26 protein-coding genes are annotated in these 22,811 nt (G+C 71.4%); 11 read left to right on the top strand and 15 right to left on the bottom strand.

Annotated elements, in window-relative coordinates:
* Positions 1-123 precede the first annotated feature (123 nt).
* Positions 124-978, top strand: coding sequence for an alpha/beta fold hydrolase (locus AB0B94_RS18355; RefSeq protein ID WP_357280872.1), 855 nt, complete (start codon positions 124-126; stop codon positions 976-978).
* A gap of 128 nt (positions 979-1,106) precedes the next feature.
* Entirely contained in the window at positions 1,107-2,246 is a 1,140-nt protein-coding gene (locus AB0B94_RS18350) for a site-2 protease family protein (RefSeq protein ID WP_357280869.1), read from the top strand.
* Between the two features lie 134 nt (positions 2,247-2,380).
* Here AB0B94_RS18350 and AB0B94_RS18345 read toward each other — a convergent pair whose 3' ends face one another.
* Both AB0B94_RS18345 and AB0B94_RS18340 read right to left on the bottom strand, forming a co-directional pair.
* A complete protein-coding gene (locus tag AB0B94_RS18345) occupies positions 2,381-3,652 on the bottom strand; it encodes an FAD-binding protein (RefSeq protein ID WP_357280866.1) in 1,272 nt (423 codons plus the stop codon).
* Positions 3,649-4,371: a hypothetical protein gene (locus AB0B94_RS18340; RefSeq protein ID WP_357280863.1), complete on the bottom strand. Its 723-nt coding sequence runs from the start codon at positions 4,369-4,371 to the stop codon at positions 3,649-3,651. The genes AB0B94_RS18345 and AB0B94_RS18340 overlap by 4 nt, the downstream gene beginning before the upstream one ends.
* 150 nt (positions 4,372-4,521) lie before the next feature.
* Between AB0B94_RS18340 and AB0B94_RS18335 the strand changes: the two genes are divergently transcribed.
* Positions 4,522-4,944, top strand: a complete 423-nt coding sequence (locus tag AB0B94_RS18335; protein ID WP_357280860.1) for a hypothetical protein — start codon at positions 4,522-4,524, stop codon at positions 4,942-4,944.
* Between the two features lie 33 nt (positions 4,945-4,977).
* Here the strand turns inward: AB0B94_RS18335 and AB0B94_RS18330 are convergent, their stop codons facing one another.
* A complete protein-coding gene (locus AB0B94_RS18330) occupies positions 4,978-5,907 on the bottom strand; it encodes an LLM class F420-dependent oxidoreductase (RefSeq protein WP_357280856.1) in 930 nt (309 codons plus the stop codon).
* 98 nt (positions 5,908-6,005) lie between these two features.
* On the opposite strand from AB0B94_RS18330, the gene AB0B94_RS18325 reads away from it, so the two are divergent.
* Both AB0B94_RS18325 and AB0B94_RS18320 read left to right on the top strand, forming a co-directional pair.
* Complete coding sequence (locus AB0B94_RS18325; RefSeq protein ID WP_238670112.1) at positions 6,006-6,317, top strand: metalloregulator ArsR/SmtB family transcription factor; 312 nt, start codon at positions 6,006-6,008, stop codon at positions 6,315-6,317.
* Entirely contained in the window at positions 6,318-6,848 is a 531-nt protein-coding gene (locus tag AB0B94_RS18320; protein ID WP_357280849.1) for an SRPBCC family protein, read from the top strand. It begins immediately after the preceding gene.
* 47 nt (positions 6,849-6,895) lie between these two features.
* On the opposite strand, the gene AB0B94_RS18315 is transcribed toward AB0B94_RS18320, so the two are convergent.
* The 4 genes from AB0B94_RS18315 to AB0B94_RS18300 all read right to left on the bottom strand — a co-directional run bounded on the left by AB0B94_RS18315 (position 6,896) and on the right by AB0B94_RS18300 (position 10,516).
* Positions 6,896-7,933, bottom strand: a complete 1,038-nt coding sequence (locus AB0B94_RS18315) for a hypothetical protein (RefSeq protein WP_357280846.1) — start codon at positions 7,931-7,933, stop codon at positions 6,896-6,898.
* On the bottom strand, positions 7,933-8,202 hold the full coding sequence (locus AB0B94_RS18310) for a hypothetical protein (protein WP_124859437.1): 270 nt from the start codon (positions 8,200-8,202) through the stop codon (positions 7,933-7,935). Before AB0B94_RS18310 ends, AB0B94_RS18315 begins: the two co-directional genes overlap by 1 nt.
* 443 nt (positions 8,203-8,645) lie before the next feature.
* Positions 8,646-9,440: a methyltransferase domain-containing protein gene (locus AB0B94_RS18305; RefSeq protein WP_357280843.1), complete on the bottom strand. Its 795-nt coding sequence runs from the start codon at positions 9,438-9,440 to the stop codon at positions 8,646-8,648.
* Positions 9,441-9,496: 56 nt separating this feature from the next.
* The gene (locus AB0B94_RS18300) at positions 9,497-10,516 is read right to left on the bottom strand and encodes an aldo/keto reductase (RefSeq protein WP_357280839.1); all 1,020 of its coding nucleotides are present in this window, start codon (positions 10,514-10,516) and stop codon (positions 9,497-9,499) included.
* Between the two features lie 146 nt (positions 10,517-10,662).
* On the opposite strand from AB0B94_RS18300, the gene AB0B94_RS18295 reads away from it, so the two are divergent.
* The 4 genes from AB0B94_RS18295 to AB0B94_RS18280 all read left to right on the top strand — a co-directional run bounded on the left by AB0B94_RS18295 (position 10,663) and on the right by AB0B94_RS18280 (position 13,521).
* Positions 10,663-11,256, top strand: coding sequence for a TetR/AcrR family transcriptional regulator (locus tag AB0B94_RS18295; RefSeq protein WP_357281412.1), 594 nt, complete (start codon positions 10,663-10,665; stop codon positions 11,254-11,256).
* A 10-nt stretch (positions 11,257-11,266) separates the two neighbouring features.
* A complete protein-coding gene (locus AB0B94_RS18290) occupies positions 11,267-11,749 on the top strand; it encodes a GNAT family N-acetyltransferase (RefSeq protein WP_357280834.1) in 483 nt (160 codons plus the stop codon).
* On the top strand, positions 11,746-12,225 hold the full coding sequence (locus tag AB0B94_RS18285; RefSeq protein WP_357280830.1) for a hypothetical protein: 480 nt from the start codon (positions 11,746-11,748) through the stop codon (positions 12,223-12,225). The genes AB0B94_RS18290 and AB0B94_RS18285 overlap by 4 nt, the downstream gene beginning before the upstream one ends.
* Positions 12,226-12,300: 75 nt before the next feature.
* Complete coding sequence (locus tag AB0B94_RS18280; protein ID WP_357280827.1) at positions 12,301-13,521, top strand: MFS transporter; 1,221 nt, start codon at positions 12,301-12,303, stop codon at positions 13,519-13,521.
* A gap of 6 nt (positions 13,522-13,527) precedes the next feature.
* On the opposite strand, the gene AB0B94_RS18275 is transcribed toward AB0B94_RS18280, so the two are convergent.
* Positions 13,528-14,121, bottom strand: coding sequence for an HD domain-containing protein (locus tag AB0B94_RS18275; protein ID WP_357280824.1), 594 nt, complete (start codon positions 14,119-14,121; stop codon positions 13,528-13,530).
* Positions 14,122-14,355: 234 nt separating this feature from the next.
* Between AB0B94_RS18275 and AB0B94_RS18270 the strand changes: the two genes are divergently transcribed.
* Both AB0B94_RS18270 and AB0B94_RS18265 read left to right on the top strand, forming a co-directional pair.
* Complete coding sequence (locus tag AB0B94_RS18270) at positions 14,356-15,300, top strand: RNA polymerase sigma-70 factor (RefSeq protein WP_357280821.1); 945 nt, start codon at positions 14,356-14,358, stop codon at positions 15,298-15,300.
* 83 nt (positions 15,301-15,383) lie between these two features.
* A complete protein-coding gene (locus AB0B94_RS18265) occupies positions 15,384-16,571 on the top strand; it encodes an FAD-dependent oxidoreductase (RefSeq protein ID WP_357280818.1) in 1,188 nt (395 codons plus the stop codon).
* Between the two features lie 207 nt (positions 16,572-16,778).
* On the opposite strand, the gene AB0B94_RS18260 is transcribed toward AB0B94_RS18265, so the two are convergent.
* From AB0B94_RS18260 to AB0B94_RS18230, 7 genes are all read right to left on the bottom strand, one after another.
* Positions 16,779-16,904: a hypothetical protein gene (locus AB0B94_RS18260; RefSeq protein WP_357280814.1), complete on the bottom strand. Its 126-nt coding sequence runs from the start codon at positions 16,902-16,904 to the stop codon at positions 16,779-16,781.
* Between the two features lie 428 nt (positions 16,905-17,332).
* A complete protein-coding gene (locus AB0B94_RS18255; protein WP_357280810.1) occupies positions 17,333-18,550 on the bottom strand; it encodes an Imm21 family immunity protein in 1,218 nt (405 codons plus the stop codon).
* Between the two features lie 100 nt (positions 18,551-18,650).
* Positions 18,651-20,081: a hypothetical protein gene (locus AB0B94_RS18250; RefSeq protein WP_357280807.1), complete on the bottom strand. Its 1,431-nt coding sequence runs from the start codon at positions 20,079-20,081 to the stop codon at positions 18,651-18,653.
* Positions 20,078-20,608, bottom strand: a complete 531-nt coding sequence (locus AB0B94_RS18245; RefSeq protein ID WP_357280804.1) for a SigE family RNA polymerase sigma factor — start codon at positions 20,606-20,608, stop codon at positions 20,078-20,080. The genes AB0B94_RS18250 and AB0B94_RS18245 overlap by 4 nt, the downstream gene beginning before the upstream one ends.
* Before the next feature lie 111 nt (positions 20,609-20,719).
* Positions 20,720-21,028: a hypothetical protein gene (locus tag AB0B94_RS18240; RefSeq protein WP_357280801.1), complete on the bottom strand. Its 309-nt coding sequence runs from the start codon at positions 21,026-21,028 to the stop codon at positions 20,720-20,722.
* Positions 21,029-21,119: 91 nt separating this feature from the next.
* Positions 21,120-22,004: a hypothetical protein gene (locus tag AB0B94_RS18235; protein ID WP_357280798.1), complete on the bottom strand. Its 885-nt coding sequence runs from the start codon at positions 22,002-22,004 to the stop codon at positions 21,120-21,122.
* A gap of 43 nt (positions 22,005-22,047) precedes the next feature.
* Positions 22,048-22,767: a hypothetical protein gene (locus tag AB0B94_RS18230; RefSeq protein WP_357280795.1), complete on the bottom strand. Its 720-nt coding sequence runs from the start codon at positions 22,765-22,767 to the stop codon at positions 22,048-22,050.
* Positions 22,768-22,811 lie beyond the last annotated feature (44 nt).

Genomic DNA, 22,811 nt, shown 5'->3' with positions numbered 1-22,811 from the left:
GGCGCGTACCCCGATGCCCGGAGCGGCAGTCACGCTCCGACCGTGACATTTGTCAGGGCAGCCGGATTCCGGACGGACACAGCGGGTAACCGCCGGGCCGAGCCGCGATACCGGGAGGACGCGATGGGTGCCACGCCGCAGGGTCAGGTCGACACCATTGTGCTGATCCACGGGCTCTGGATGACGCCGCGCAGCTGGGAGGGGTGGGCCCAGCGGTACACCGAGCGCGGCATGCACGTCATCGCCCCCGCCTGGCCCGGCATGGACCGGTCCGTGAAGGAGTTGCGCGACGACCCCGGCCCGATCGCGGAGCAGAGCATGGCCACCATCGTGGCGCACTACGACCGGATCATCCGGGCACTACCCCGACCGCCGATCATCATGGGGCACTCGTTCGGCGGCCTGTTCGCCCAGGTCCTCGCCGACCGGGGACTCGGCGCGGCGGTGGTGGGAGTGCACCCCGCAGCGATCAAGGGAGTGCTGAAGGTGCCGCTGAGTCAGCTGCGCTCGGGCTTCCCCATCCTGCGCAGCCCCGCCAACCGCGGCAAGGCAGTCACGTTCACCCCGGACGACTTCGCCTACACCTTCGGCAACACGATGAGCCGCGAGGACTCCGACCGGGCCTGGCGGCGCTACGCCGTCCCCGGTGCCGGGCGGGTCTTCTTCGAGGGCGCGTTCGCCAACCTCGACCCGCGCTCGCCGGCCCGGGTCGACGTCGGTCGTATTGACCGGGCGCCGCTGCTGCTGATGGCCGGCGGGTCCGACCACGTGGTGCCGGCGTCGGTGGTCCGCACCAACGCCGGGCTCTACCAGAAGTCCCGGGCCCTCACCGCGTACGAGGAGTTTCCCGGCCGCTCGCACTTCACCGTCGGGCAGGACGGCTGGGAGAAGGTCGCCGACTACGCGCTGGACTGGGCGCTGCGCGCGGCGGCCCTGCCCCGGGAGATGACCATCGCCAGCGAAACCCCCCGCCGCTGACCTCGGCCCGGCCATTCGGCGGGCGCGACGACCTTGCCGCCCAACGCCTGGGGCGTCCCGCGGGCACCGCCGACCGATCAGGCGGAGTCCCCGAGCATGCCCACGGCCAGGCGGGGTATCTCGCTGGGATGAGGGCCAGTTTCCGGCTTGGCCGGGTCGCGGGAGTGCCGGTCGGCGTCAACTGGAGCGTGCTGGTCATCTTCGCGCTGATCGCGTGGGGGTTGGCCGCTAACCAGTTCCCCCGTTCGTACCCGGACCGCTCGCCGGTGGCGTACCTGATCGCTGGGTTGGTCGCGGCGGTGGTGTTCTTCGTCGGCCTGCTCGCGCACGAGGTGTCGCACGCGGTGGTGGCCAAGCGCAACGGGCTGACTGTCGACGGCATCACGCTGTGGCTGTTCGGCGGCGTGGCCGAGTTGCGGGGCGAGCCGCGTGACCCGGGCGCGGAGTTGCGGATCGCGGGCGTCGGCCCGCTGGTCAGCCTGCTGATCGGGGCGTTCTTCGGTGCCATCGCGGCGCTGCTCGCGCTGGCCGGGCAGGGCGGGCTGCTGTTCGGTGCGGTGGCCTGGCTGGCCGGGATCAACGTGCTGCTGGCCGTCTTCAACGTGCTGCCGGCAGCGCCCCTGGACGGTGGCCGGTTGCTGCGCGCCGCGGTCTGGAAGGCCACCGGTGACCGGACCCGAGCGTCAGTGGTCGCCGCCCGGGCCGGCTGGGTGCTGGGTGTGCTGCTGATCGGCCTGGGGTTGTGGCAGTTCCTGTCCGGTGTCGGTTTCGGTGGGCTCTGGTTGGCGCTGATCGGCTGGTTCCTGATCGGGGCGGCCGGGATGGAGGAGCGGCAGGCCCGCACCGGCACCGCGCTGCGCGGGATCCGGGTGGGCGATGTGATGACCCCGCAGCCGCAGACCGCCTCGGCGCAGATGACTGTCGCGGACTTCGTCGACCACTACCTGTTCGCGTACCGGCATTCGGCGCTGCCGCTGACCGAGGACGGCCGGCCGACCGGCCTGGTCACCGTCGACCGGGTGCGGGGCGTGCCGCCGGAGCGGCGGGCGTCGACCACGCTGGCCGAGGTGGCCTGTCGAGCCGACGAACTGGTGCTGGCCCAGCCCGGCGAACAGCTCAACGATCTGCTTCCCCGCTTGACGGAGTGCGCCGACGGCCGAGCCCTGGTGGTGACCGACGACGGCCACCTGACCGGCATAGTCTCCCCGAGCGACATCAGCCGAGCCGTCCAACGCAGCACCCTCCGCACCCCCACCCCCTCCCGCTGACCCCCTGCGCCCCTCCCGCTGACCCCCCGTTGATCATGAAGTTATTGCCCCGACACGCCGCGCCGGGTGGCAACAACTTCATGATCAACGCAGGAGAGGCGGGGGGCGGGGGCGGGGGCGGGACGGGGGCTCGGTTAGCGGGGGAAGTGGCGGTTCAGGGCGTTGGTGTGGAACTTGGCCTTTGGGTCCAGGTTGGTTAGGAGGGCGGCGAAGTCGGCGTAGCGCGGGTAGCGGGCGGACAGGTCGGCTGGGTCGGTGACGAAGACCTTGCCCCAGTGCGGGCGGGGCGCGAAGGGCGCCAGCCGCTCCTCCACGGCGGCCACCACTGGCAGCACCGCCGCTGTGTCGTCGACCCAGGTGAAGTGCAGCACGAAGCTGTCCCGCCGGTAGTTCGGGCTGAGCCACAGCTCGTCGGCCGCCACCGTGCGCAGCTCGGACACCAGCAGCACCGGGGCGATCAGGTCCGCCACGTCGTCCAGCGCGGCGAGCGCGTCGGCCGCCGCCGTCCGCGCGACGTGGTACTCGGACTGCAGTTCGTCGCCGCTGCTCGGGGTGAAGCCGAGCTTGAAGTGCGGCAGCCGCTCGTGCCACGGGCCCGGCTCACCGAGCTGCGGGGTGCAGTTCTCCGCCGGCATCCCGAGCACCGGGTGCCGGGGCTGGTCGGCGGCTGTGGTGCCCAGCCAGTCCGCCGGGGGTGGCGGCTGGTCGGCCAACTGCTTGCGCCACACCTCGCGCAGCCGGGGCTCACGGAAGTCGGTGAAGACACTCACGCTGTACGCCGAGCCGAGCGCCTCGTCCAACGCCGTCCGGTCCAGGTCGAGGTGTACGTACTGGCGCAGCGCGAAGGTCGGCACGACGTCCAGCGTGACCCGGGTGACCAGGCCGAGCGCGCCGAGCCCGACCACCATGCCGGCGAACGTGTCGGTGTCGCGGTCGACCCGGAGCAGATCGCCGTCGGCGGTGACCAGCTCCAGGCCGGCGACCGCGCTGGCCAGGTTGCCGTGGGTCTGGCCGGAGCCGTGGGTGGCGGTGGCCACCGCGCCGGCCACCGAGATGTGCGGCAGTGAGGCGAGGTTCGCCACCGCGTACCCCTGGGTGTGCAGTTGTCGGGCGACGTCGCCGTAGCGCAGCGCGCCGCTCACTGTGACCTGCCCCCGCTCGTGGTCCACCTCGACGACCGGGGGCAACCCGGCGAGGCTGACCAGGTCACCGTCGGTGTCGCCGAGACGGTTGAAGGAGTGCCCGCTGCCCACCGCCCGGATCCGGCTGCTGCCGGCCACCAGCCGCCGCAGTTCGTCGACGGAGCTGGGGCGGTGGAACGCCTTCGCGGCGTACCGCACGTTGCCGGCCCAGTTGCGGCGCGGAACCTCGGTGGTCGGCGCGGCGTGCGATCCCTGCGCGGTCATGTGGCGGTCTCCCGATCGGTGCTCTGCTGGTCGGCCAACGCGGTGACGAGGGCGTCCAGAACGGTATCCGTCTGGAATGTGCTGTAACCACGTTGGGCGATCGGCAGACCGGCAGTGGTGGCGCGTTCGATCTCTCCCCGGGCCGCCTGCCGGGCTGACGCGTCCCCGGTCATCAGCGCGTCCTGGCCGCGTCGGATCAACCGGTCGACCCGGTCCATCTGGTAGCCACGCAGGCCGACCGGGAGCTCCGGGGCCTCGAAGGCGGCGCGCCGCAGCGCGAGCAGGTCGACGAAACGGTCGCCGGCATATCGGGTGAGCGCGGCGGACACCTGCTCGGGCTGCTCACGGACCTGGTCGAGGGCGAGCAACTCGACCGCCGCCCGGCCGTCGAGCGGATGGCGGGCGGTGAGCGGCTCAACCGTCACACCCGGCACCGGCACCAACAGCAGCCGCGGCGGCTCCGGATGACCGTCGCGCCGGGGCGGCTCGTCGAGGACCAGCGCGTCGACCTCCGCCCACCGGACGTCCCGGCGCAGGCCGGGCCGCCGGATGGTGAGCCCGTCCGCGTGGATCCCGAATCGGAACGGCCGCATCGCGCTGACCAGCGCCACCGCGCCGAGCCCGATCGCCCCCACCGCGATGATCGTCCGTAGCAGGGCGCCATCGCTGGGATAGACCAACAGCAGCACTCCACCGAGTACGCACACCAGGGCGAGCACACGGGCCCCCCGATTCCGGCGCAGTTCCACGCTCGGACCCCCGTTTCATGACCGTGGCGTCGGTCCCGACATCTTCCGCCAGACCGGGCACCCAGGACACCGGTCGATCGGGCACGGTTGTTCTCGTCGTCGTCGGGGAACCCTACGCCCATGAGCAGCTACCGCGATCCGGCCGCACGAGGTGACGTCTTCCCCTCCGAGGAGGAGCTGGACCCCACCGGCACCGAGGTCGAGCAGGCCAGCGCGCCGCCGGCCGGCGGGTTTGCGAGCCACCCGTCGCCCACTCCCGGTCCTCGACCGACACCGGCGCCGGCGCCCGCCCCGACGCCGGTGCCGGCGCCCGGCCCGCCGCCGCGCGCCAGTGGCGCACAGTCGATCGTGACCCGTCACCTGGACGGCTCGGTGGAGGTGGTCACCGACCTCGACGGTGACGGCGTCGCCGACGTCGTCCAGATCGACGTGGACGGTGACGGGATCCCGGACATCACCTACGTGGACAGTGACCGCGACGGGCGGCTGGACACGGTGCTGGGCGACCCGAACGCGGTCGGGACTGGCGCGCACCGCGCCTGACCGGCGGCGTCGTCCCACCGCCACCGGGCCGACTCAGAGCTTCGCCATCACCTCGCCGGCGACCAGCTCCAGGTGCTCCAGATCGCTGAGGTCCAGCACCTGGAGGTAGAGCCGCTCACTGCCGATCTCCGCGTACCGGCCGATGGTGTCCAGCACCTCAGCGGGCGTCCCGGCCAGACCGTTGGCGCGCAACTCGTCCGGGTCTCGGCCGATGGCGGCGGCCCGGCGGGCCACCTCGGCGTCGTCGCGCCCGCAGCAGAGCACCAGAGCGTTGGACCAGACCATCCCGGCCGGGTCCCGGCCGATCTCGACGCAGGCCGCGCGGACCCTGTCGAACTGCGCCGCGGTGTCCGGCACCGAGGCGAACGGCAGGTTGAACTCGTCCGCGTAGCGGGCGGCCAGCCGGGGGGTGCGCTTCGGGCCCGTCCCGCCGAGCAGGATCGGTGGACGCGGCTGCTGCACGGGCTTGGGCAGGGCGGGCGAGTTCCGGACCGGGTGGTACCGGCCGTCGTGGTCGAACCGCTCCCCCGTAGGCGTGGCCCAGAGCCCGGTGATGACGGCGAGTTGCTCCTCCAGCCGGTCGAACCGCTCGGCCAGCGGCGGGAACGGGATGCCGTACGCGCTGTGCTCCTCGGCGTACCAGCCGGTGCCGATGCCCAGCTCCACCCGGCCGCCGCTCATCTGGTCGACCTGCGCCACGGTGATCGCCAGCGGGCCGGGCAGCCGGAAGGTGGCGGCGGTCATCAGCGTGCCGAGCCGGATGCGGCTGGTCTCCCGGGCCAGGCCGGCGAGGGTGGTCCACGCGTCGGTGGGGCCGGGCTCGCCGCTCACGTCACCCATCTTCAGGTAGTGGTCGGACCGGAAGAACGCGCCGTAGCCGGCGTCCTCCGCGCAGCGGGCGACGGCGAGCAACTGGTCGTAGCTGGCGCCCTGCTGGGGCTCGGTGAAGATCCGAAGTTCCATGATCCGAGCATAGGGAGCCGATCGGTGGTACCGCGTCGGGACGGCGGCTGTAGTCGTATGCTTTGACAGTCATATGACGGAGAAGGCATATTGGGCAGGTGTCCACCGACGCCTTCACCGTCCTCGCCGAGCCCACCCGGCGCCGCATCCTCGATCAGCTCCTCGACGCCGAACGCAGCGTCGGCGAGCTGGTCGACGGGCTCGGGGTCAGCCAGCCAGCCGTCTCCAAACACCTGCGGGTGCTTCGCGACGCCGGCTTCGTCACCTGCCGGACGGCAGCCCGACAGCGGATCTACCGCCTCGACCCCGGGCCGCTGCGGGACGTCGACGGCTGGCTCGACCCGTACCGACGGCTCTGGGCCCGACACCTGGACGCCCTGGAACGGCACCTCGACAGTCAGGAGCAGTGAATGGACAGCGACGCGTTCCGCCCGAGCCCACCCGCCGACGTGCGCGCCGAGCCCACCGACGCCGGCGCGACATTGGTCCTCGTCCGCGACCTGCGGCATCCGCCAGCCACCGTCTGGGCGGCACTGACCGACCCGGCCCAGCTCGCGCAGTGGGCGCCGTTCCTCGCCGACCGCGATCTCGGCACCGCCGGCGCGGCAGTGCTCACCCTCGTCGACGGCGAGACCACCCAGGAGGACCCGGCGACGGTACGCCGGGCCGAGCCGCCGCACCTGCTGGAGTACACCTGGGGCGACGACCTGCTGCGCTGGGAGCTGAGCCCGCTGGGCAGCGGCACCCGGCTCACCCTGCGGCACACAGTCGCCGACCGGGGCATGCTGCCGATGGTCGCGGCCGGCTGGCACCTCTGCCTCGACGTGGCCGACCGGTTGCTCGACGGCGACCCGGTCGGCCCGATCCGCGGCGCGGAGGCCAAGGACCACGGCTGGCCCGAGCTGCGCGACGCGTACGCCGAACGGCTCGGTGAGGGCTGACCGGCGCGGTTCCGGCGGCCCCGGAGCCCGGAGCCGCCGGAACCCGGTCAGACGTACGGCCGCTTGGCGTACGCCTCGCGGAGCGCGGCCAACCCGACCGCCTTCGGCGTCAGGGTGCCCCACCCGGAGTTGAAGTAGTTGGTGCGCACGATCCGTGGCCCACGCTCGGCGTTGAGCTGGGCGATCGCCGCCGGCACCGTGGCGATCCAGGCCGCCTGGTCCGGGACCTCGGCCGACCTGACCCCCCATTCGGCGATGATCACCGGTCGGGACAGCGCCACCGGGCCGAGATCGGCCACCGCCCAGTCCTTGGTACGACGAAACCGGGCCAGCGCGGTGTGGCTGGCGCTGGTGGCGTACGCGTTCCACTGGAGATAGTCGAGACGTGACATCAGCGACTCCGGGTGGGTGCGTTGGAAGCAGGCCCGGTCGAAGCCGCCCAGCCCTACCGAGAACGTCGTCCCGGCCGGCAGCGTGCGCGCCTTGAACCACGTCAGGATGTAGTTCATCGCCAGCACCGCCCGCGCGTCCGACTCGGCCCAGGTGTACGCCTTGCCGTCCTCGGTGGTGCCGAACTCGTGATCGGTGTCCAGTTCCGAGGCGAGCTGGATGTTCACCCCGAAACCGAGCGTCCGGTACTGCGACAGGGCACGGGCCAGCAACCCGTCACACTGCCCCTTGACCACCTGGCCGTAGCCGTACGCCTTCGGCCAGGTCGCGCCGGGCCGCTGCTGGATGGTCATCGTCGGCGGCGGCACCGTGTAGCTGGTGCCGTCCACCACGAAGCTCTGCGGTCCGTTGCTCGAAGCGCCGTAGTGCTTCAGCTCCAGGACCATGTTCATCTGCACCCCGGCCTTGCCCAGGCTGACCAGCCACTGCCGGTTGTAGCCGGGAAAGATGTAGCCGTCGGCGAGGCTGCGGTACTGGGTGAGCGACCGGAAGTTGCCGCCGGCCATGTCGGCGGTCGGGTCGGCGCCGCCGGAGAGGTAGTAGCCGCCGAGCACGGGTTGGCCCAGGCTGTAGTCGGCGGCGGCCGTCGCGGTGTTGCCGGCGGCGTCGCGGACCTGGACGGTTACCCGGGGCATCACGCCACCGACCGATACACGGCCACGGAGCCGTTGTCGGAAACCCGGGTCCAGGTACGTCCGGAGTTGTCGGTGACGGTCACGGTGAGCGGGTCGATGACCGCCGTGACCTTGACCGGCGCGCTGCTGTTGCCCTGCGCGTCGGTGACCACGATGGTGACGGTCAGCGGTTTGGTGTCGGCGTCTGAGTAGGTGACGGTCAGCAGCATCTGGTCACCCGGCGCGAAGACGGATGCGTTCAAGGCTGCGGTTGCCGTGGGAGCGGCCATGTCGGGCCCTTTCTTGCTCGGTCGCCGGGTCTCGGCGCGCGGTCGAGCGACGCCGGACCCCGGCGGGGTCCACAGTGCGAAAGGCCGGCGGGGCACGGGGACGGTAGGCACTACCGGCGGACGGCGCTGCCTGACTGCCTGTGGTGCTGACGTCCCTGTCCCGATGGGCGGAGGCACCGCTGCGGGCGCCCGCAGGGGTGTCGGTGACAGCCACGCCCTGTCGTACGCGCGATCGGCACGGCGGCTGTGCCGTGACCGCCACGGCTTCGAGGCCGGGCTGGGTGAGGGCGGCACCGGTGCGGACGATGTTGTCCCCACCGGGCCGGAGGATCGGGATGTGGCCCGCCACCCGTCTACCTCCACCTGCCCCAAGGGTGCTCTACCAGGGGCTTTACCGTCTTGTCCGAATTGCGACAAGAGCCCGGAAGGGCGCGGCGCGACGGCTACTCGGGCGGCGTGCCGCGTACGGCCCAGGCCCGCGCGGTGAGCCGGATCGACCCGTCCGGCTCGACCGGCAGCCGGGTGGCCAGCGACTCCCGTAGCGACTCCCGGTCGGATTCGGTCAGCGTCGCGACGTACCCCGGCGCCGACCCCTGACCGCCGAGGAACGGTGCCCAGTAGTCGGCGAAGTCGGTGAAGGTCGTCGGTACGTCGACCGGCCAGACCGACACGTCCCGTAATCCGGCCCGCTCCCACAGGGTGCGGAGCGCGTCGGGCTGGCACACCGTGGTGCGGTTCCCCTCGTTCAGCTTCGCCGAGTCCGGGTCGAGCTGTGCGGCGGCGGCCCAGAAGTGCCGCATCATCGCCATCCCCTCGGCGTAGTCCCACACGTAGGCGGCCACCACCCCGGCCGGCCGGACCACCCGGGCGAACTCCGCCACCGCCCGCGCGGGCTCCGGCACGAAGTTGAGCGTCAATCCGCTGACCACCACGTCCGCGACGCGATCGGGCAGCGGCAGCGCCCGCGCGTCACCGACCTGGAAGGCCGCCCGGGGGTCGGTGACCCGGGTACGCGCGACCGCGACGAAACCCTCCGACGGGTCGATGCCGGTGATCTCGGCCGGATCGTTGTGGGTGAGGATCGTCGAGGTCAGCGCTCCGGTGCCGCTGCCCACGTCCAGCCAGTGCCGCCGCGGCGCAACGGCCAACCCGCGCAGGAAGTCCACAGCGACCAGGCGGCTCCACCGACCCACGTACGCCTCGTACGCGTCACCGTTCGCCCACACCGGCTGCACCATCCCGGCACGATACGACAGGAGGCTGCTGACCGAGGCCGTCCACGGCACCCGTTGGCTCAGCAACGCCGCCGCGCCGGGTCGAGCAGGGCCGGCGGGGTGTCGAACTTCTCGTCGGCGGCAAGGTCGACCCCCGGTGCGACGATGGCGTCGATCGCGTCCAGCACGTCGGCGGAGAGCACTGTATCCGCGGCGGCGAGTTGGGCGTGCAGGTGGTCGATGGTGCGGGGGCCGATGATCGCGCTGGTCACGGCCGGGTGCGCGGTGACGAACCCGAGTGCGAGCTGGATCAGGGTGAGCCCCGCCTCGTCGGCGACGGTGGCCAGCCGCTCGACGGCGTCGAGCCGGGCCTGGTTGGCCGGGACGCTGAGGTCGAAGCGGGCGGGCAGGATCGCTGAGCGGCTGGTGGTGATCTCCCGGCCGGCGCGGATCGCGCCGGAGAGCCAGCCCGAGGCGAGCGGGCTCCAGGCGAGCACGCCCAGCCCGTACTGCTCGGTCACTGGCAGGACGTGGGCCTCGATCCCTCGTTGCAGGATCGAGTAGCTGGGCTGCTCCGTGACGTATCGGCCCAGGTGGTGCTCCCGCGCGGCCCACTCGGCCTGCACGATGCGGTACGCGGGGAAGGTCGAGGAGCCGAAGTAGCGGATCTTTCCCGCCCGTTGCAGGTCGGTCAGCGCCGACAGGGTCTCCTCGTCGCTGGTGGTCGGGTCCCACCGGTGGATCTGGTAGAGGTCGACGTGGTCGACGCCGAGACGACGCAGGCTGTTGTCCAACTCGGTGACCAGCCAGCGACGCGAGCCGCCCCGCTGATTGCGCTCGTCGCCCATCGGCATGCCGGCCTTGGTGGCCAGCACGATGTCGTCGCGGCGGCCGGCGATGGCGGTGCCGACCATTTGCTCGGACTCGCCCTGGCTGTACATGTCGGCGGTGTCGATCAGGTTGATTCCGGCCTCCAGCGCGGCGTCGACGATCGCCGTCGCCTCGCGCTGGCTGGTGTGCCCCAGCTTGCCGAAGTTCATCGCGCCGAGCACGAGGGTGCTGACCTGGACGCCGGTGCGCCCCAGGGTGCGGTACTGCATGGCTGTTCCTCCACGGAAGGGTGATGTGGCGCTGGCCCACCGGCTCTGGCATCCTGAACAAGTGGAACCACGTTCCGCTAAGAACGATACGGAACAGAGTTCCGCTTGCCAAGGTGAGTGACGGGGGTAACGGCGCGGTGGCCGACATCGACAGCGGATCAGGACGGCCGAGCCCGCGGAAGCGGGCCGACGCCCGGCGCAACGAAGTGACGCTGCTGGACGCCGCCGCCGCGGCCTTCGTCAGCGCGGGCGTGGACGCGCCGGTACGCGACATCGCCGCCAGGGCCGGCGTCGGTGTGGGCACCATCTACCGCCACTTCCCGACCCGCGCCGACCTCATCGTCGCCGTCTACCGGCACCAGGTCGAGGCATGTGCGCAGGCCGGCCCGACACTGCTGGCCGACAGCGCGACGCCGCATGCCGCACTCGCCCAATGGATCAACCTCTTCGTCGACTTCCTGGTCACGAAGCACGGTCTCGCCGAGGCGCTACAGTCCGACAACGCGGCCTTCGAGACGCTGCACGCCTACTTCCTGGACCGCCTCGTGCCGGTGTGCGCCCAACTACTCGACGCCGCTGCCGCGGCGGGCGAGATCCGCCCCGACGTGACAGCCTTCGAGTTGCTGCGCGGTGTCGGCAATCTCTGCATCGGCGCTTCTCAACCCCGCTACGACGCGCGTCGCATGGTCGAACTCCTCGTCGCGGGTCTGCGCCAACGCCAGAGCGCCGGGCCGCGCTAACTTATTGATCATGACGGACTGGGAGCTTCGGCCAGCTTCGGCGGCGGACGTCGAGGCGGTGGCCGAGTTGCGGGCGGTGGTGCTGCGGGCCGATCTGGAGCGACTCGGGCGGTACGACGACCAGCGGGTGCGGCAGCGCCTGCGGGACGGTTTCGCACCGGCGTACAGCTGGGTCGTCGAGGTGGGCGGCGCCTTCGCCGGCTGCGTGGCGCTGCGGCCCGACGCGGACGCCCACTGGCTGGAGCACTTCTACCTGACCCCGCGGCTTCAGGGCAGCGGCATCGGCACCGCAGTGCTGCGCGAGCTGCTGGAGCGGTGCGACAGCGCCGGCACGCCGGTCCGGCTGAACGTGCTGCGGGGCAGCCGGGCCCGGCGGCTGTACGAGCGGCACGGTTTCACAGTTGACGCCGAGGATCCGGTGGACGTGTTCATGGTCCGCACGCCCAGGACGATCACCGCCGAGAGGCCCTGTCAATGTAACGTTGACAGATGACGTCGGAGCTGGCTCGGTTAACGGAGGTCCGCGCTGCCCGCGCCCGCCTGGACGAGCAGGAGCTGGAGATCATCGATCGCGCGCGCCACGACGGTGCGACGTGGGCCCAGATCGCGACAGCCCTCGGCCTCGCCAGCCGGCAGGCCGCCGAACAGCGTCGACAACGACTGGTGGCGGCGCGGTGGTCGCGGCGGCAACAGCTCGACCTCCGGATGCCCGCGCAGATCGCGGCGTTGCGGGCGGCGGTGGCCGATCTCGGCCGGTGGATCGGCGCCGATCAGCGGTGGGACAGTCGATTTCGTCGGGCGGCGCTCGTACGGAGCACAGTGGACGCCGCGTTGGACGCCGCCCCGGGCTCGCTGCACGCATTGGCGGTGCTCCTCGCCACCGATCTCGCCGAAGCGGGTGAGCGCCTCCCCGCGCCCGCTCGGAGCGCCGCGACGAAGATCAACGTCGCTCTGTCAATGGATTGTTGACAGTATCGAGCGGCATTGCCTGCACCTCGCTCAAGCTTGAGGATGTGAGTCACCTCGGCTCAACTCGGAGTGCTCATGCGTCGCAACGCCTGCCTGTTCGTGGCGATCTCCCTGCTATCCGGCTTCGGCAGCAGCGCCATGTCACTGGTCGCCGGCATCTGGATCCTGGACCTCACCGGCTCCACCAGCCTCGCCGCCCTCGCCGGGCTCTGCGTCTACGCCCCGGTGCTCGCCGGCCCGTGGCTGGGCGGTCTGCTCGACCGGGCACCCCGGCGGCCGCTGGTCATCGTCGTCAACCTCATGCTGGCAGCCGCCCTGCTCGCGCTCCTCGCGGTGCGCGGGCCGGCGCAGACCTGGCTCATCTTCGCCGTCTCCTGCGCGTACGGCGTCAGCTATGTGCTGATCGACGCCGGTGAGACGGCGCTGCTGCCGTCGGCACTCGCGCCGGCCGAACTCGGCGACGTCAACGGGTGGCGCTCCAGCGCGCAGGAGGGCATGAAGCTCATCGCTCCCCTGGCCGGGGCCGGCCTCTACGCGTGGCGGGGCGGCCACGCTGTCGCCACCCTCAGTGCGGCGATGCCGGTCCTGGTCGCCACCCTGTACGCGCTCGTTCGGCTGGACCGGACGCCCACCGACCGGCCCAGCGAACACGGCGACGGGCCGCGTACCGGATTGGTGGTCCTGTTCGGACAGCGAGCGACCCGGCTGCCGGTCGTGCTCGCCGCGGTGTCGATCGCCATGTCCGGCTTCGCGACAGCGGGAATCTACGCGATCGTCGTCACCGAGCTGCGCCTGCCGACGACGTTCCTGGGTGTGCTGGCCAGCGCGCAGGGCGTCGGTTCCATTCTCGGTGGCCTGATCGTCGGCCGACTCATCGCGGCGAGAGGTCCCGGTGCCGTCGGTGTCGCCGGGACGGCGCTGTTCGCAATCGGCTGCCTGGCGCGCTGCCTGCCGTGGTGGCCGGCCACCGTCGTCGGGGCGGTGGTGGCCGGCGTCGGGCTGCCCTGGACCCTGGTCGCGGCGGTGACCGCCGTGCAGACCCACACGCCGTCGGCGCTGCTGGGCCGGGTCTCCGCGACGGCCAACACCGCGATGTTCGGACCACTCGTCGTCGCGATCCCGCTCGGCTCCGCTGCCGTCCACCTCGGCGCCCGCCCGCCGCTCATGGCCGCCGCGGTGATCTGCCTGACCGCCGTGGTGGTGGCCACGTTCCGCCGCCGGTCGACGCCACCCGACGAAACGCCTACCGCTCCCACACCACGCCGAACGGCGGGAACGGGTCCGGCGAGCCGCTGACCGGGGTCAGCCGCGTACCGGATGGATCGCCTGGAAGGCGAGTCGACGGTCCGCGTCGGCGGCGATCCGGTCGAGGATGTCATCCAGGTCGAGGAAGACCGACCAGCGCTCGCGGCCGGTGGCGTCGGCAAGCCGGTCCACGAGCAGCTCTTCCAGGTCGGTGACCCGCTTTCCCTTCCACACCTTGTCGGCCACGCTGACCAGCAGGTCGTCGACGCCGATGCCGTCCCGGTGCCAGGACGCGTGGTCGCGCGCGAACCGGGCCGAGGCCTCGGCGACGCCGTGCTGAAGCAGCAACTCGTAACCGGCGGGCTCGTGCGCGGACCCGGGCCCGGACAACTCCTCCGGATGCCGGACCTTGCCGATGTCGTGGGTGGCGGCGCCGAAGAGCACCGCCTCGCTGTCGAACGGGAGTTGCGGGAACCGGTGCGCCATCGCGTCGGTGAGCTGCGCGGCCACGTCGTGCACGGCCCGCAGGTGCGCGGCGAGGCGCGGCGGCGCGTGCAGGGCCTCCAGTAGGGCGACGACCTGGTCGGGCAGGGGCCGTAGCGGCGGGTCCGCGGGTGCGGTGAGGGCACGGCGCAGCAAATCGGACGTCACCGCGGCAAGGGTACGACCAACCGCCGTGCGATCCGTTGATCAAGTGATGGGAAATAGGTCAGGAACGGCGCTCAAGGCTACTTTTCATCACTTGATCATGGCGTGAGCGGTGGGACGGGTTGACCACGGCCCGGTGTCCCGCCAGCCCACACCCGGCGGTCGGGGCGGCCGCAGCGGCGGTCGGGGGGACGGGCACCGGGACGGCGGCGCGACACGCGCGGATAGTGTCTAGTCATGCCGCTCAGTTCGGACGAGGTCGAGGTGTTCGAGCACTCCAGGGCCCGCCTGGAGGCGATCGCCTACCGCCTGCTGGGCTCGGCCAGCGACGCGGAGGACGCCGTCCAGGACACCTTCCTCCGCTGGCAGGGCGCCGACCGGCAGCACGTCGAGACGCCCGAGGCGTGGCTGACGAAGGTCCTCACCAACGTCTGCCTCAACCAGTTGACCTCGGCACGGGCCAGGCGGGAGACCTATGTGGGCACGTGGCTGCCCGAACCGGTCCTCGCCGGGGACCGGATGCTCGGTCCGCTCGACACCGCCGAGCAGCGCGAGTCGGTCTCGATGGCGGTGCTCACCCTGCTGGAGCGGTTGTCGCCGAACGAACGCGCGGTGTACGTGCTGCGGGAGGCCTTCGGCTACCCGCACGGTGAGATCGCCGAGATCCTCGGCATCACCGAGTCGAACTGCCAGCAGACCTACCGGCGTGCCAAGCAGCACGTCACCGCCGAACGGGCCCGCGCGGAGGTCGACCAGGCCACCGCCCGGAAGGTCGTCGCGGAGTTCCTCACGGCGGCAAACAATGGCGAGATCCAGCGGCTGGTGGAGTTGCTGACCGCCAACGCGACGAGCACCGCCGACGGCGGCGGCAAGATCCCGGCCCGGGCCGCGCCGATCGTCGGCGCGCTGGCGGTGGCGAAGTTCCTGCGTGGCCTGTTCAGGCCCGCCGACGTCAAACGGGACCTGGTCGGTGGCAGCCCGGCCATGTACGTCACCACCGCCAACGGCGCTCCGGCGGTGGTGGTCGTGATCGACGACCGGGTCATCGGCGTGATGTCGCTGGAGGTGACGCCCGAGGGTGTCACGGCCATCCACAACCAGGTCAACCCCGACAAGCTCGTCCGCGCCACCCGGCAGTGGTCCGCGTCCGGGCACGAGGAGCCCACCCTGCGCATCTGGTGATCCAGCTCATAGCCGGCTCCTGTCAGGAATCGCGTCGCTGCCCGGTTCAGGAAGCGACCACCCACCGAGACAGGAGTGCCACCATGAAGCACCGCATCGTCGTCCTCGGAGCGGGGTACGCCGGAGCCATGGCCGCCGGGCGCCTCGCCAAGCGGCTGCACACCGACGACACCGAGATCACCCTCGTCAACGCCGACGCGGATTTCGTCGAGCGGGTCCGCATGCACCAACTCGCCACCGGACAGGACCTCAAACCACGTCCGCTGAGCGAGGTCTACGCCGGCACCGGCGTCAAGCCCCGACTGGCGCGGGTCACCGCCGTCGACGTCGACAACCGGACCGTCGCGCTCGCCGACGACAACGGCACCGACGAGATCACCTACGACACGCTCGTCTACGCGCTCGGCAGCGTCACCGCCGACCACGGCGTCCCCGGGGTCGCCGAGCACGCGTACGACATCGCCGGCAGGCCCTCGGCGCTGCGGTTGCGCGACCGCCTCGCCCACCTCGCGCCCGGCGGGACCGTGCTCGTCGTCGGCGGCGGCCTCACCGGCCTCGAAGCGGTCACCGAGATCGCGGAGACCCGGCCGGACCTCGATGTCGCGCTCGCCGCCCGCGGCGGTCTCGGCGACTGGCTCAGCGGCAAGGCGCAGCAGCACCTGCGCGGCGTCTGCGACCGGCTCGGCATCACAGTGTACGAGCACAGCGACATCGCGCGGGTCGAGGCGGACGGCGCTGTCACCCGCGACGGTCGGAAGATCCCGGCTCAGGTGACGGTGTGGACGACGGGCTTCGCCGTGCACCCGATCGCCGCCGCCACGACAGTGGCGGTCGCCGACACCGGGCAGATCATCGTCGACGACAGCATGCGGTCGGTCTCACACCCCGAGGTGTACGCGGTGGGCGACGCCGCGATCGCCGCAGGACCGGGCGGCAAGCCGCTGCGGATGTCCTGCGCCTCCGGCATCCCGATGGCCTGGCAGGCCGCCGACGCCATCGCCGCACGCCTGACCGGTCGGGCGAAGTTCCCCAAGGCCCCGCTGCGCTACTTCAACCAGTGCATCAGCCTCGGCCGCCGCGACGGCATCATCCAGTACGTGACCGCCGACGACCGGGCCAGGCCGGCCCTGCTCACCGGGAAGGTGGCGGCCCGCTACAAGGAGTTCGTCTGCATGGGCGCCGCCTGGAGCATCGCGCACCCGGTCCTGTACCCGGTCCGCCGCCACCGCGTCGTCCCGACCCGAACGGAGATCCGCACGGCCACCTACTGACAGGTGACTGGGGCATCACGCCCGGCTCCGGTCCTCCGGCAGCGAGCGGCGTGAGCGTCCTCACCGGTCGACCGAAGGTGCGTTCCTCTGGAGATACCGCACCAACGACCGCCTGCCCAACTTCAACGCTGCGCTGGTGACCGCCTGATCACGTTGCTGTGAGAGCTCGGCAAACCGGGCTCTCACATCGGTCAGCGGTTGGTGTGGTCAAGGTTTCCAGCGTTGCCAGAACGCGGCTTGCCTGCGCTGAAGTGAAGCCCAGGAGTCGTGCCGCTGCTCGAGCAACTCGGCTTCAGCGATGAAGACGGCGCGCTCCCGCTGCTCCCCATCCACGCATCACATTGTGTCAGAGGTCCGCACAGCCGCCTCCTGACCGGACATGTGCCAGCCCCAGGCTGTCGCAATGGCGGCGGAGCATGTGGTGATCGATCTCGACGAACACGGTCATGAGCCGGCCGAACGGAGTGGCATCACCCACGGGAACGTCGCGAACAGGCGGAACGTGCCCCGTCAACTCGTCGCCGCCTTCGTGATCGGTGTGGTACCTGATTCGGGCTATTCGGGAGGCGCAAGCAGCAGGGGAACCGTCCTGCTGAACGGGCAGCTGACCCTGATCAACACCGGCCCCGCGCCGATCACGATCCGCGCGGTTCAGGCAGAAAGGCCGGGCGTCCAGGTACGCGGTAGGGGCCAGGCCCGGCAGCTCCGCCCGGGTGCGGCTCGTCGAGGTGCGAGGACCCGACGTCGACCGGTCGGCGCGTTCACGCTGGCCTCGCCTGCTCTACCAGGTGGACCAGCATCAGCGCCGTCCTCTTGTCGGGTTGCACGAAAGCGGTGCGGATCAGGTACGTGCCGCGAGCCAGGTCCACGGTGAGGTGGGTGGTGTGCTCCAGCCCGTCGCCGGTGTAGCCGGAGTCGAACAACTCGGCTGACCCGCTGGTCGTCCACGTACCCGCGTCCGCCCAGTCGGCGATCTCGACCGCCCGGGGAACGAGGCGGACGACCTCCGCCTCGGAGATGGCGTAGAGCCACCGCACGAAGATCCGCCGGTCCGGGAGGTACGTGGTGGACGCCGGTTCGTCGGCCAGAACCAGCGCCTGGCCGGCACCAACGTCCAGCACCCCCACGTAACCGTCCACGTCGCAGGCCCGGTCGTAGTCGCCCCAGGAGTCATCGTCGTCGTCCGACGCGCCCTTCCACTCGCCGAGCGCCGTCGTCGGCACGACGATGAGCGGCCCGCCGCCCGAGTCGACCCACGGCAGTTGGCTGACCGGCCTGCGCGTACGAGCGAGGACGCCGGCCAGGTCGGTCATGTCGGTGACGGTCGCGTCGGCACCGGCGGCGGCGAGGCGTTCGGCCTTTCCGGGTTTGTCGGCGTACCCGACGCAGGCGACACCGGCGGCTCGGGCGGCGGCGATGTCGGTGATCGAGTCACCGACCAGAACAGCGGCATCGGGTGCGACCTTCAGCGCTTGCAGGGCCTGCACAACCGGCGCCGGGTTGGGCTTGAGCAGATCGGGATGCTCGCCTCGGCCGATGACGGCGGCGAAGTAGCGGGCCCGGTCGCGGCGCCCGAGGTACACGCCGATGGCTGCGGCGGAGTTGTTGCTGACGATGGCGAGGCTTCGCCCGGTCGCCAGGCATGCGGCGACCACGTCGAAGGCTCCGATGGTGGTCTCCGCGGACGCCGCCGCCTCGACCTCCGCCGCCGCCAGGGCCGCACTGACGACACCGACCAGCTCGGGCGCGAACGCGGCTGTCGCGCGCAACAGCGCCAGCGGGTCGTCCCCGTCGCGTAGCTCGTCGGGCAGGACGACGCCCCGGCTGAGAATCAGCTGACGCAGGTCGGCGGCGATGCGGGGCGCGGCCTTGCTCCCGAACAGGCGGCAGATCGGACCGTCGAAGTCCACGAGTACGGCTTCGGCCCGCTCGGCGATGTCGGCGAGCGGGTCGGCTGGCCGTTCTGCCTCGATCGTCACCACGCGCTCCCGCAGGCCGTCTTCGCCGTCAAGGCTGTCGATCCTAGAGGCCGACGCGGGCCGAGCCGTCCGGGGACGACTCGGCCCGCCTGCCGTCGCGTCAGGGTGTCACCCGGGTGGCAGGGCTGTCGCCGGGCAGACCTCCTGCGCTGCTCTGGGTCTCCACGGGCGGCAGCGGGGTGGTCCCGAGGACGCCGCCGTCGGTGGAGTACGCGGTGAACGTGGCCGCCTGGTTCGGCGGTACCCGGGTGGTGCCGGCATTCGACGCGTCGAGGGCGACGGTGGCCGGGGGTGCGCCTGCGACCGTCACAGTGACGCGGGCCGCGTCCGGCGGGGCGATCACCCGCACCTCGCCCGTGGGAGGCCGGGTGCCGTCCTCGGTCCGGACCCGCCAGCCGATCGGTCGCCTGTCGACGCCCTCGGCTGGCAACAGCAGCCGCAGGTCGATCCACCAGCCGGTCCGGTCGTCGCCGTGCATGGCGTACGCGATCACTCCACCGCCGGCCGGCTGCACGGTGAGCAGCGCGGCGGCCTGGCCGTGCTCGCGGCCCGACCACCGCACCCGCACTGTGGTGTCGACGGCCGGGAGGTGGCTGTTCTGGAGTGCCGTCTGGACGAAGTTGCGGAGGTTGGCGTCGTCGAGCGGCGCGCCTCGGGCGGGTTGGCGAGCGCCGGCGAGTAGGGCGTCCATCTCCGGCCCGGTCGGATCGATCCCCGCGTACGGGCCGCCGCCCAGACCGACCTGGAAGAACACCCGGTCGCTGCGGCTGACCCGGACGACGGGTTGGTGCGGCAGGGGTTCGGGTGGCAGCACGGCGAGCCCGACCCCGCCGCCGTCCGCCCTGGCGATGTCCTGGTACTCCACAGTCCCGTTCGACGTGTATCGAGGGTCGCCGCTGATCGTCACGCTGGATTCGGGCGGGCCGACGGCGACCGCGAACCCGGCCCGGTCGGGGTAGGCCCGCATCAGCGTCATCACCGGGTCGTCGTCACCCTCGCTGTGGCCGCCGTACCTCATTTGTTGGGCATCGGCCCCGGCCGGACCCACGTACCAGACCAGTGCCTCCCTGGTCAGCAGGCCGAACCGCAGCGGCACCGCGACCAGCGCGACCCGGTGGCCCGGCTGGTCACTGCCGTAGATCAGACGGATCCGGTCACGGTCGCCGATCTTCCAGGCACCCACCGGGGCGTCGATTCGCACCGGCGGATCGGCGCTGATCCGCGTCCGGAGCGTGTCCAGCCAGGCCCGGTCCCCGGCCAGTGCGCCCCGCGGTGGCGCGTCGAGCAGCGCCCTCGGAGTGGCGGCGACAGCGATGCCGGGTGCCCACCCGGGCAGCGGAACCGCGTTGGTCTGGACCCCGACGAGCGTGACCCCGACCGCGGCGACCAACGCCGTGCGGATCAGCCGCGTCCGCTGGTGCCGTCGCTCGCGGCGGGCGAACCCGGGCCAGGGGTCCTCGGGCACGTCGACGCCGTGTGCGGCCTGCCGCAGCGCGGGACCGAGCGTCGTATTGGCGAAGCTTCCGGTCATGCCAGTTCCTCCTCGAGCCGTGCCGGGGACTGAGCGGCGGGTGGGACGAAGTCGCTGCGCAGTCGGGCCAACCCGCGCGACGCCTGGCTCTTCACCGCGCCGACGGAGCAGCCGAGGACCTTCGCGGTGTCCGCCTCGCTGAGATCCTCGAAGTAGCGCAGCACCAGCACCGCCTGCGTCCTGGGCGGTAGCCGCCGTAACGCGGCGAGGAGCAGCTGCCGCTGCTCCACCTGTGCGTACGCGTCATGCGTCGGCTGGCTGTCGGAGGTCAGCAGCGGCACCTCCAACGGCCGCCGTCGACGCCGCCAGGAGATCGCGGTGTTCACCATCGCCCGACGTACGTAGACCTCGGGCGCGTCGCGGCGCAGCACCCGCCCCCAGCGCCGATGGGTCTTTTCCAACGCCGACTGCGTCAGGTCCTCGGCTGTCCCCCGGTCTCCGGTGAGCAGGTAGGCCGTTCGGAGCAGCGATGCCCACTGCCGTTGGACGAACAGCCGGAACTCTTCGTCGTCGTCGTGCCGACTCACGCCACCTCCAGGTCGCGTCCGACTCGCGTCTGTGAGCGGACGCAGAGTGAGACGCCACCGGCGGTCTTCGGGGTTGAGTGGAGAATCGCACGCCGGGCTCGCGCCTACGGCTCAGTCCTCCCGTTGTTGACCCGTCGACGGCCCGTCGGACCCGGCCTGGCGCTCGGCCAGCCAGATGGCGTGTCCCTTGAGCAGGTATCCGATCCAGTAGATCGCGAAGAGGATCAGGAAGCACGCGAAGAGCACTCCCGAGACGACGCTCGCGAGAACGAGCCCTTCCCCGCCGTCGGCCATTCCGCGCGCCGCGAGGCCAACGAGGCCGAGGAAGAAGAAGATGACCATGTAGAGCGGCAGTGTCGAACTGTCTGCCGGGTGGGGCGCGCGAGTCGACCACCTGACGCGAGGGTCATTGCTGATCACCTGCCGAGTATGAGCGGCTCGCTCAAGCGCGGGATCCCGCTCCGCTCGGCCGGACAGGTCGATGCGGAGCGGGACCGTCGACGGTTGCCCGTTAGAACCCGCCCCATTGTTTGGCCGAGCATTTCCAGGTCTTCCCGCCATCCTGCGACACGCAGAAGACGAGGATCTTGCCGAGGATCGGCAGGTTGAGGGTGAAGAGGTGGCCCCTGGTCTTCGCGTACACAACGCCGGACTTCTCGGCGATGTCGGCCAGCGCCCACCCGCGGTCCGGTCCGTCCAGTGTCGCCACCCGGCGCATCGATTCGATGTCCTTGCCGTCGAGCAGCATCTTGATCTCGTCCGCCGAGGGCTCGCCGTCGCCGCTGAACGTCTCCACAGTGTACGGGCCGTCGACGGCGACGCCATTGGCCTTCTCGAAGGCGGCCTTCGTCTCCCCCACTGTGGTGCTGCCGGCGAAGTCGAGGGTGAAGATCACATCGCCCGTCCGGCGCGACAACAGGCACTGCCAGATGGTCTTGCCCGAGGCGACGCACATGGTCAGGCACCACTCCCGGCCGTCGGGGGTGGAGGAGGAGAAGAGCAGTGACGTCGCCGTCCCGCTGTCGCCGCTGCCGTCGTGCGCGCCGTCGGCGAGGTCGGCCATGGTGGTGCCGAGGACGTCCCGACCGCCCGGAATCGTACCGACGACAGTGACACCGTCGACCTCCTTACCGGCGGCGAGCGCTTCGAGTTGGTCGCCGGTGAGGGTCCGCCCGCCGGTGTCGACGGCCAGCACCTTGTCCAGGTCGCCGACGGGTCGGCCGGTCAGGTCCTCGAACTGTCGAAGCATCGTGCCCGGGGCACCGGGGTGGTCGGTGATCGTCGTCCGGGCCTCCCCCTCGGCGGCCTGCGACGGAGCGTACGAGGCGGTCAGCCCGACGATCAGGGCGGTCGTGACGATGGTCGCGCGCCTGGTGATGTCCCGCAGAGTTGTCATCCTGTCCTCATCTCGGTGATCGGTGTCGGCGGGGTGGGCCGGGCTACCAGCGGCACGTGACGATGTCGCCGACGTCGTTGGGGGATCCCAGGTCGCAGTGGTCGTCGATCCACTCACCGATCTCACCGATCGTGTCGACGATCCAGGCGATCGCCGACTTGATCGCGCCCCAGATGCTGAAGTAGACGACTGTCGTCTCGGGGGTGCCGCCGGCCTCGTCGATGACGTCCTTCGTCGACATGGCGACATCGGGCTTCTCGATGATGTCGAGCACCCGTACCCCGGTGGTGTCCTTGCCGGCCAGCAGCGCCTCGACCTGCTCCGGGGTCCGCTCCTTGCCGTCGTCGACCGCCACTATCGCGCGGTCGATCAGCGTCTCGCGACTGCCGCTGACGGCCTGGGCGATGCCGGTCATCTCGCCCACCGTGAGGTCGTTGCCGAGCGCGGGCCCGGTGAACCGCCGCACCGAGACGGCCCCCGCCGGGTCGATCCGGATCTCGTCGGCCGTGATCATGTCGTCGGCGGTGAACGGCGCCCAGGCGAACGTCCACTGCCCGGCGACGCAGCGGAACTGGCCGTACTCCCGGCCCTCGGCTGCGGTGTCGGTACGGACGACTTCGCCGCGCTCGTCGACATGCTGGACCACGCAGTCGGCGCCCTTCTGCGGCGGCTTCTCGGTCTGGGCCACTGCGGCGGAGGACATGGCCAGCACCGTCGCGCTGACCACCCCGATCACCGCGAGGCGGTGTGCCAAACGACTCATCGAACGCTCCATTCCTGACGCGGAAGAAACTGGTGTCCGAAGAG

It is taken from the genome of Micromonospora sp. NPDC048986 (assembly GCF_040649335.1).
In the GTDB taxonomy this organism is placed as follows: Bacteria; Actinomycetota; Actinomycetes; order Mycobacteriales; family Micromonosporaceae; genus Micromonospora; species Micromonospora alfalfae.
This window is presented reverse-complemented; position numbering and strand designations above follow the sequence as displayed.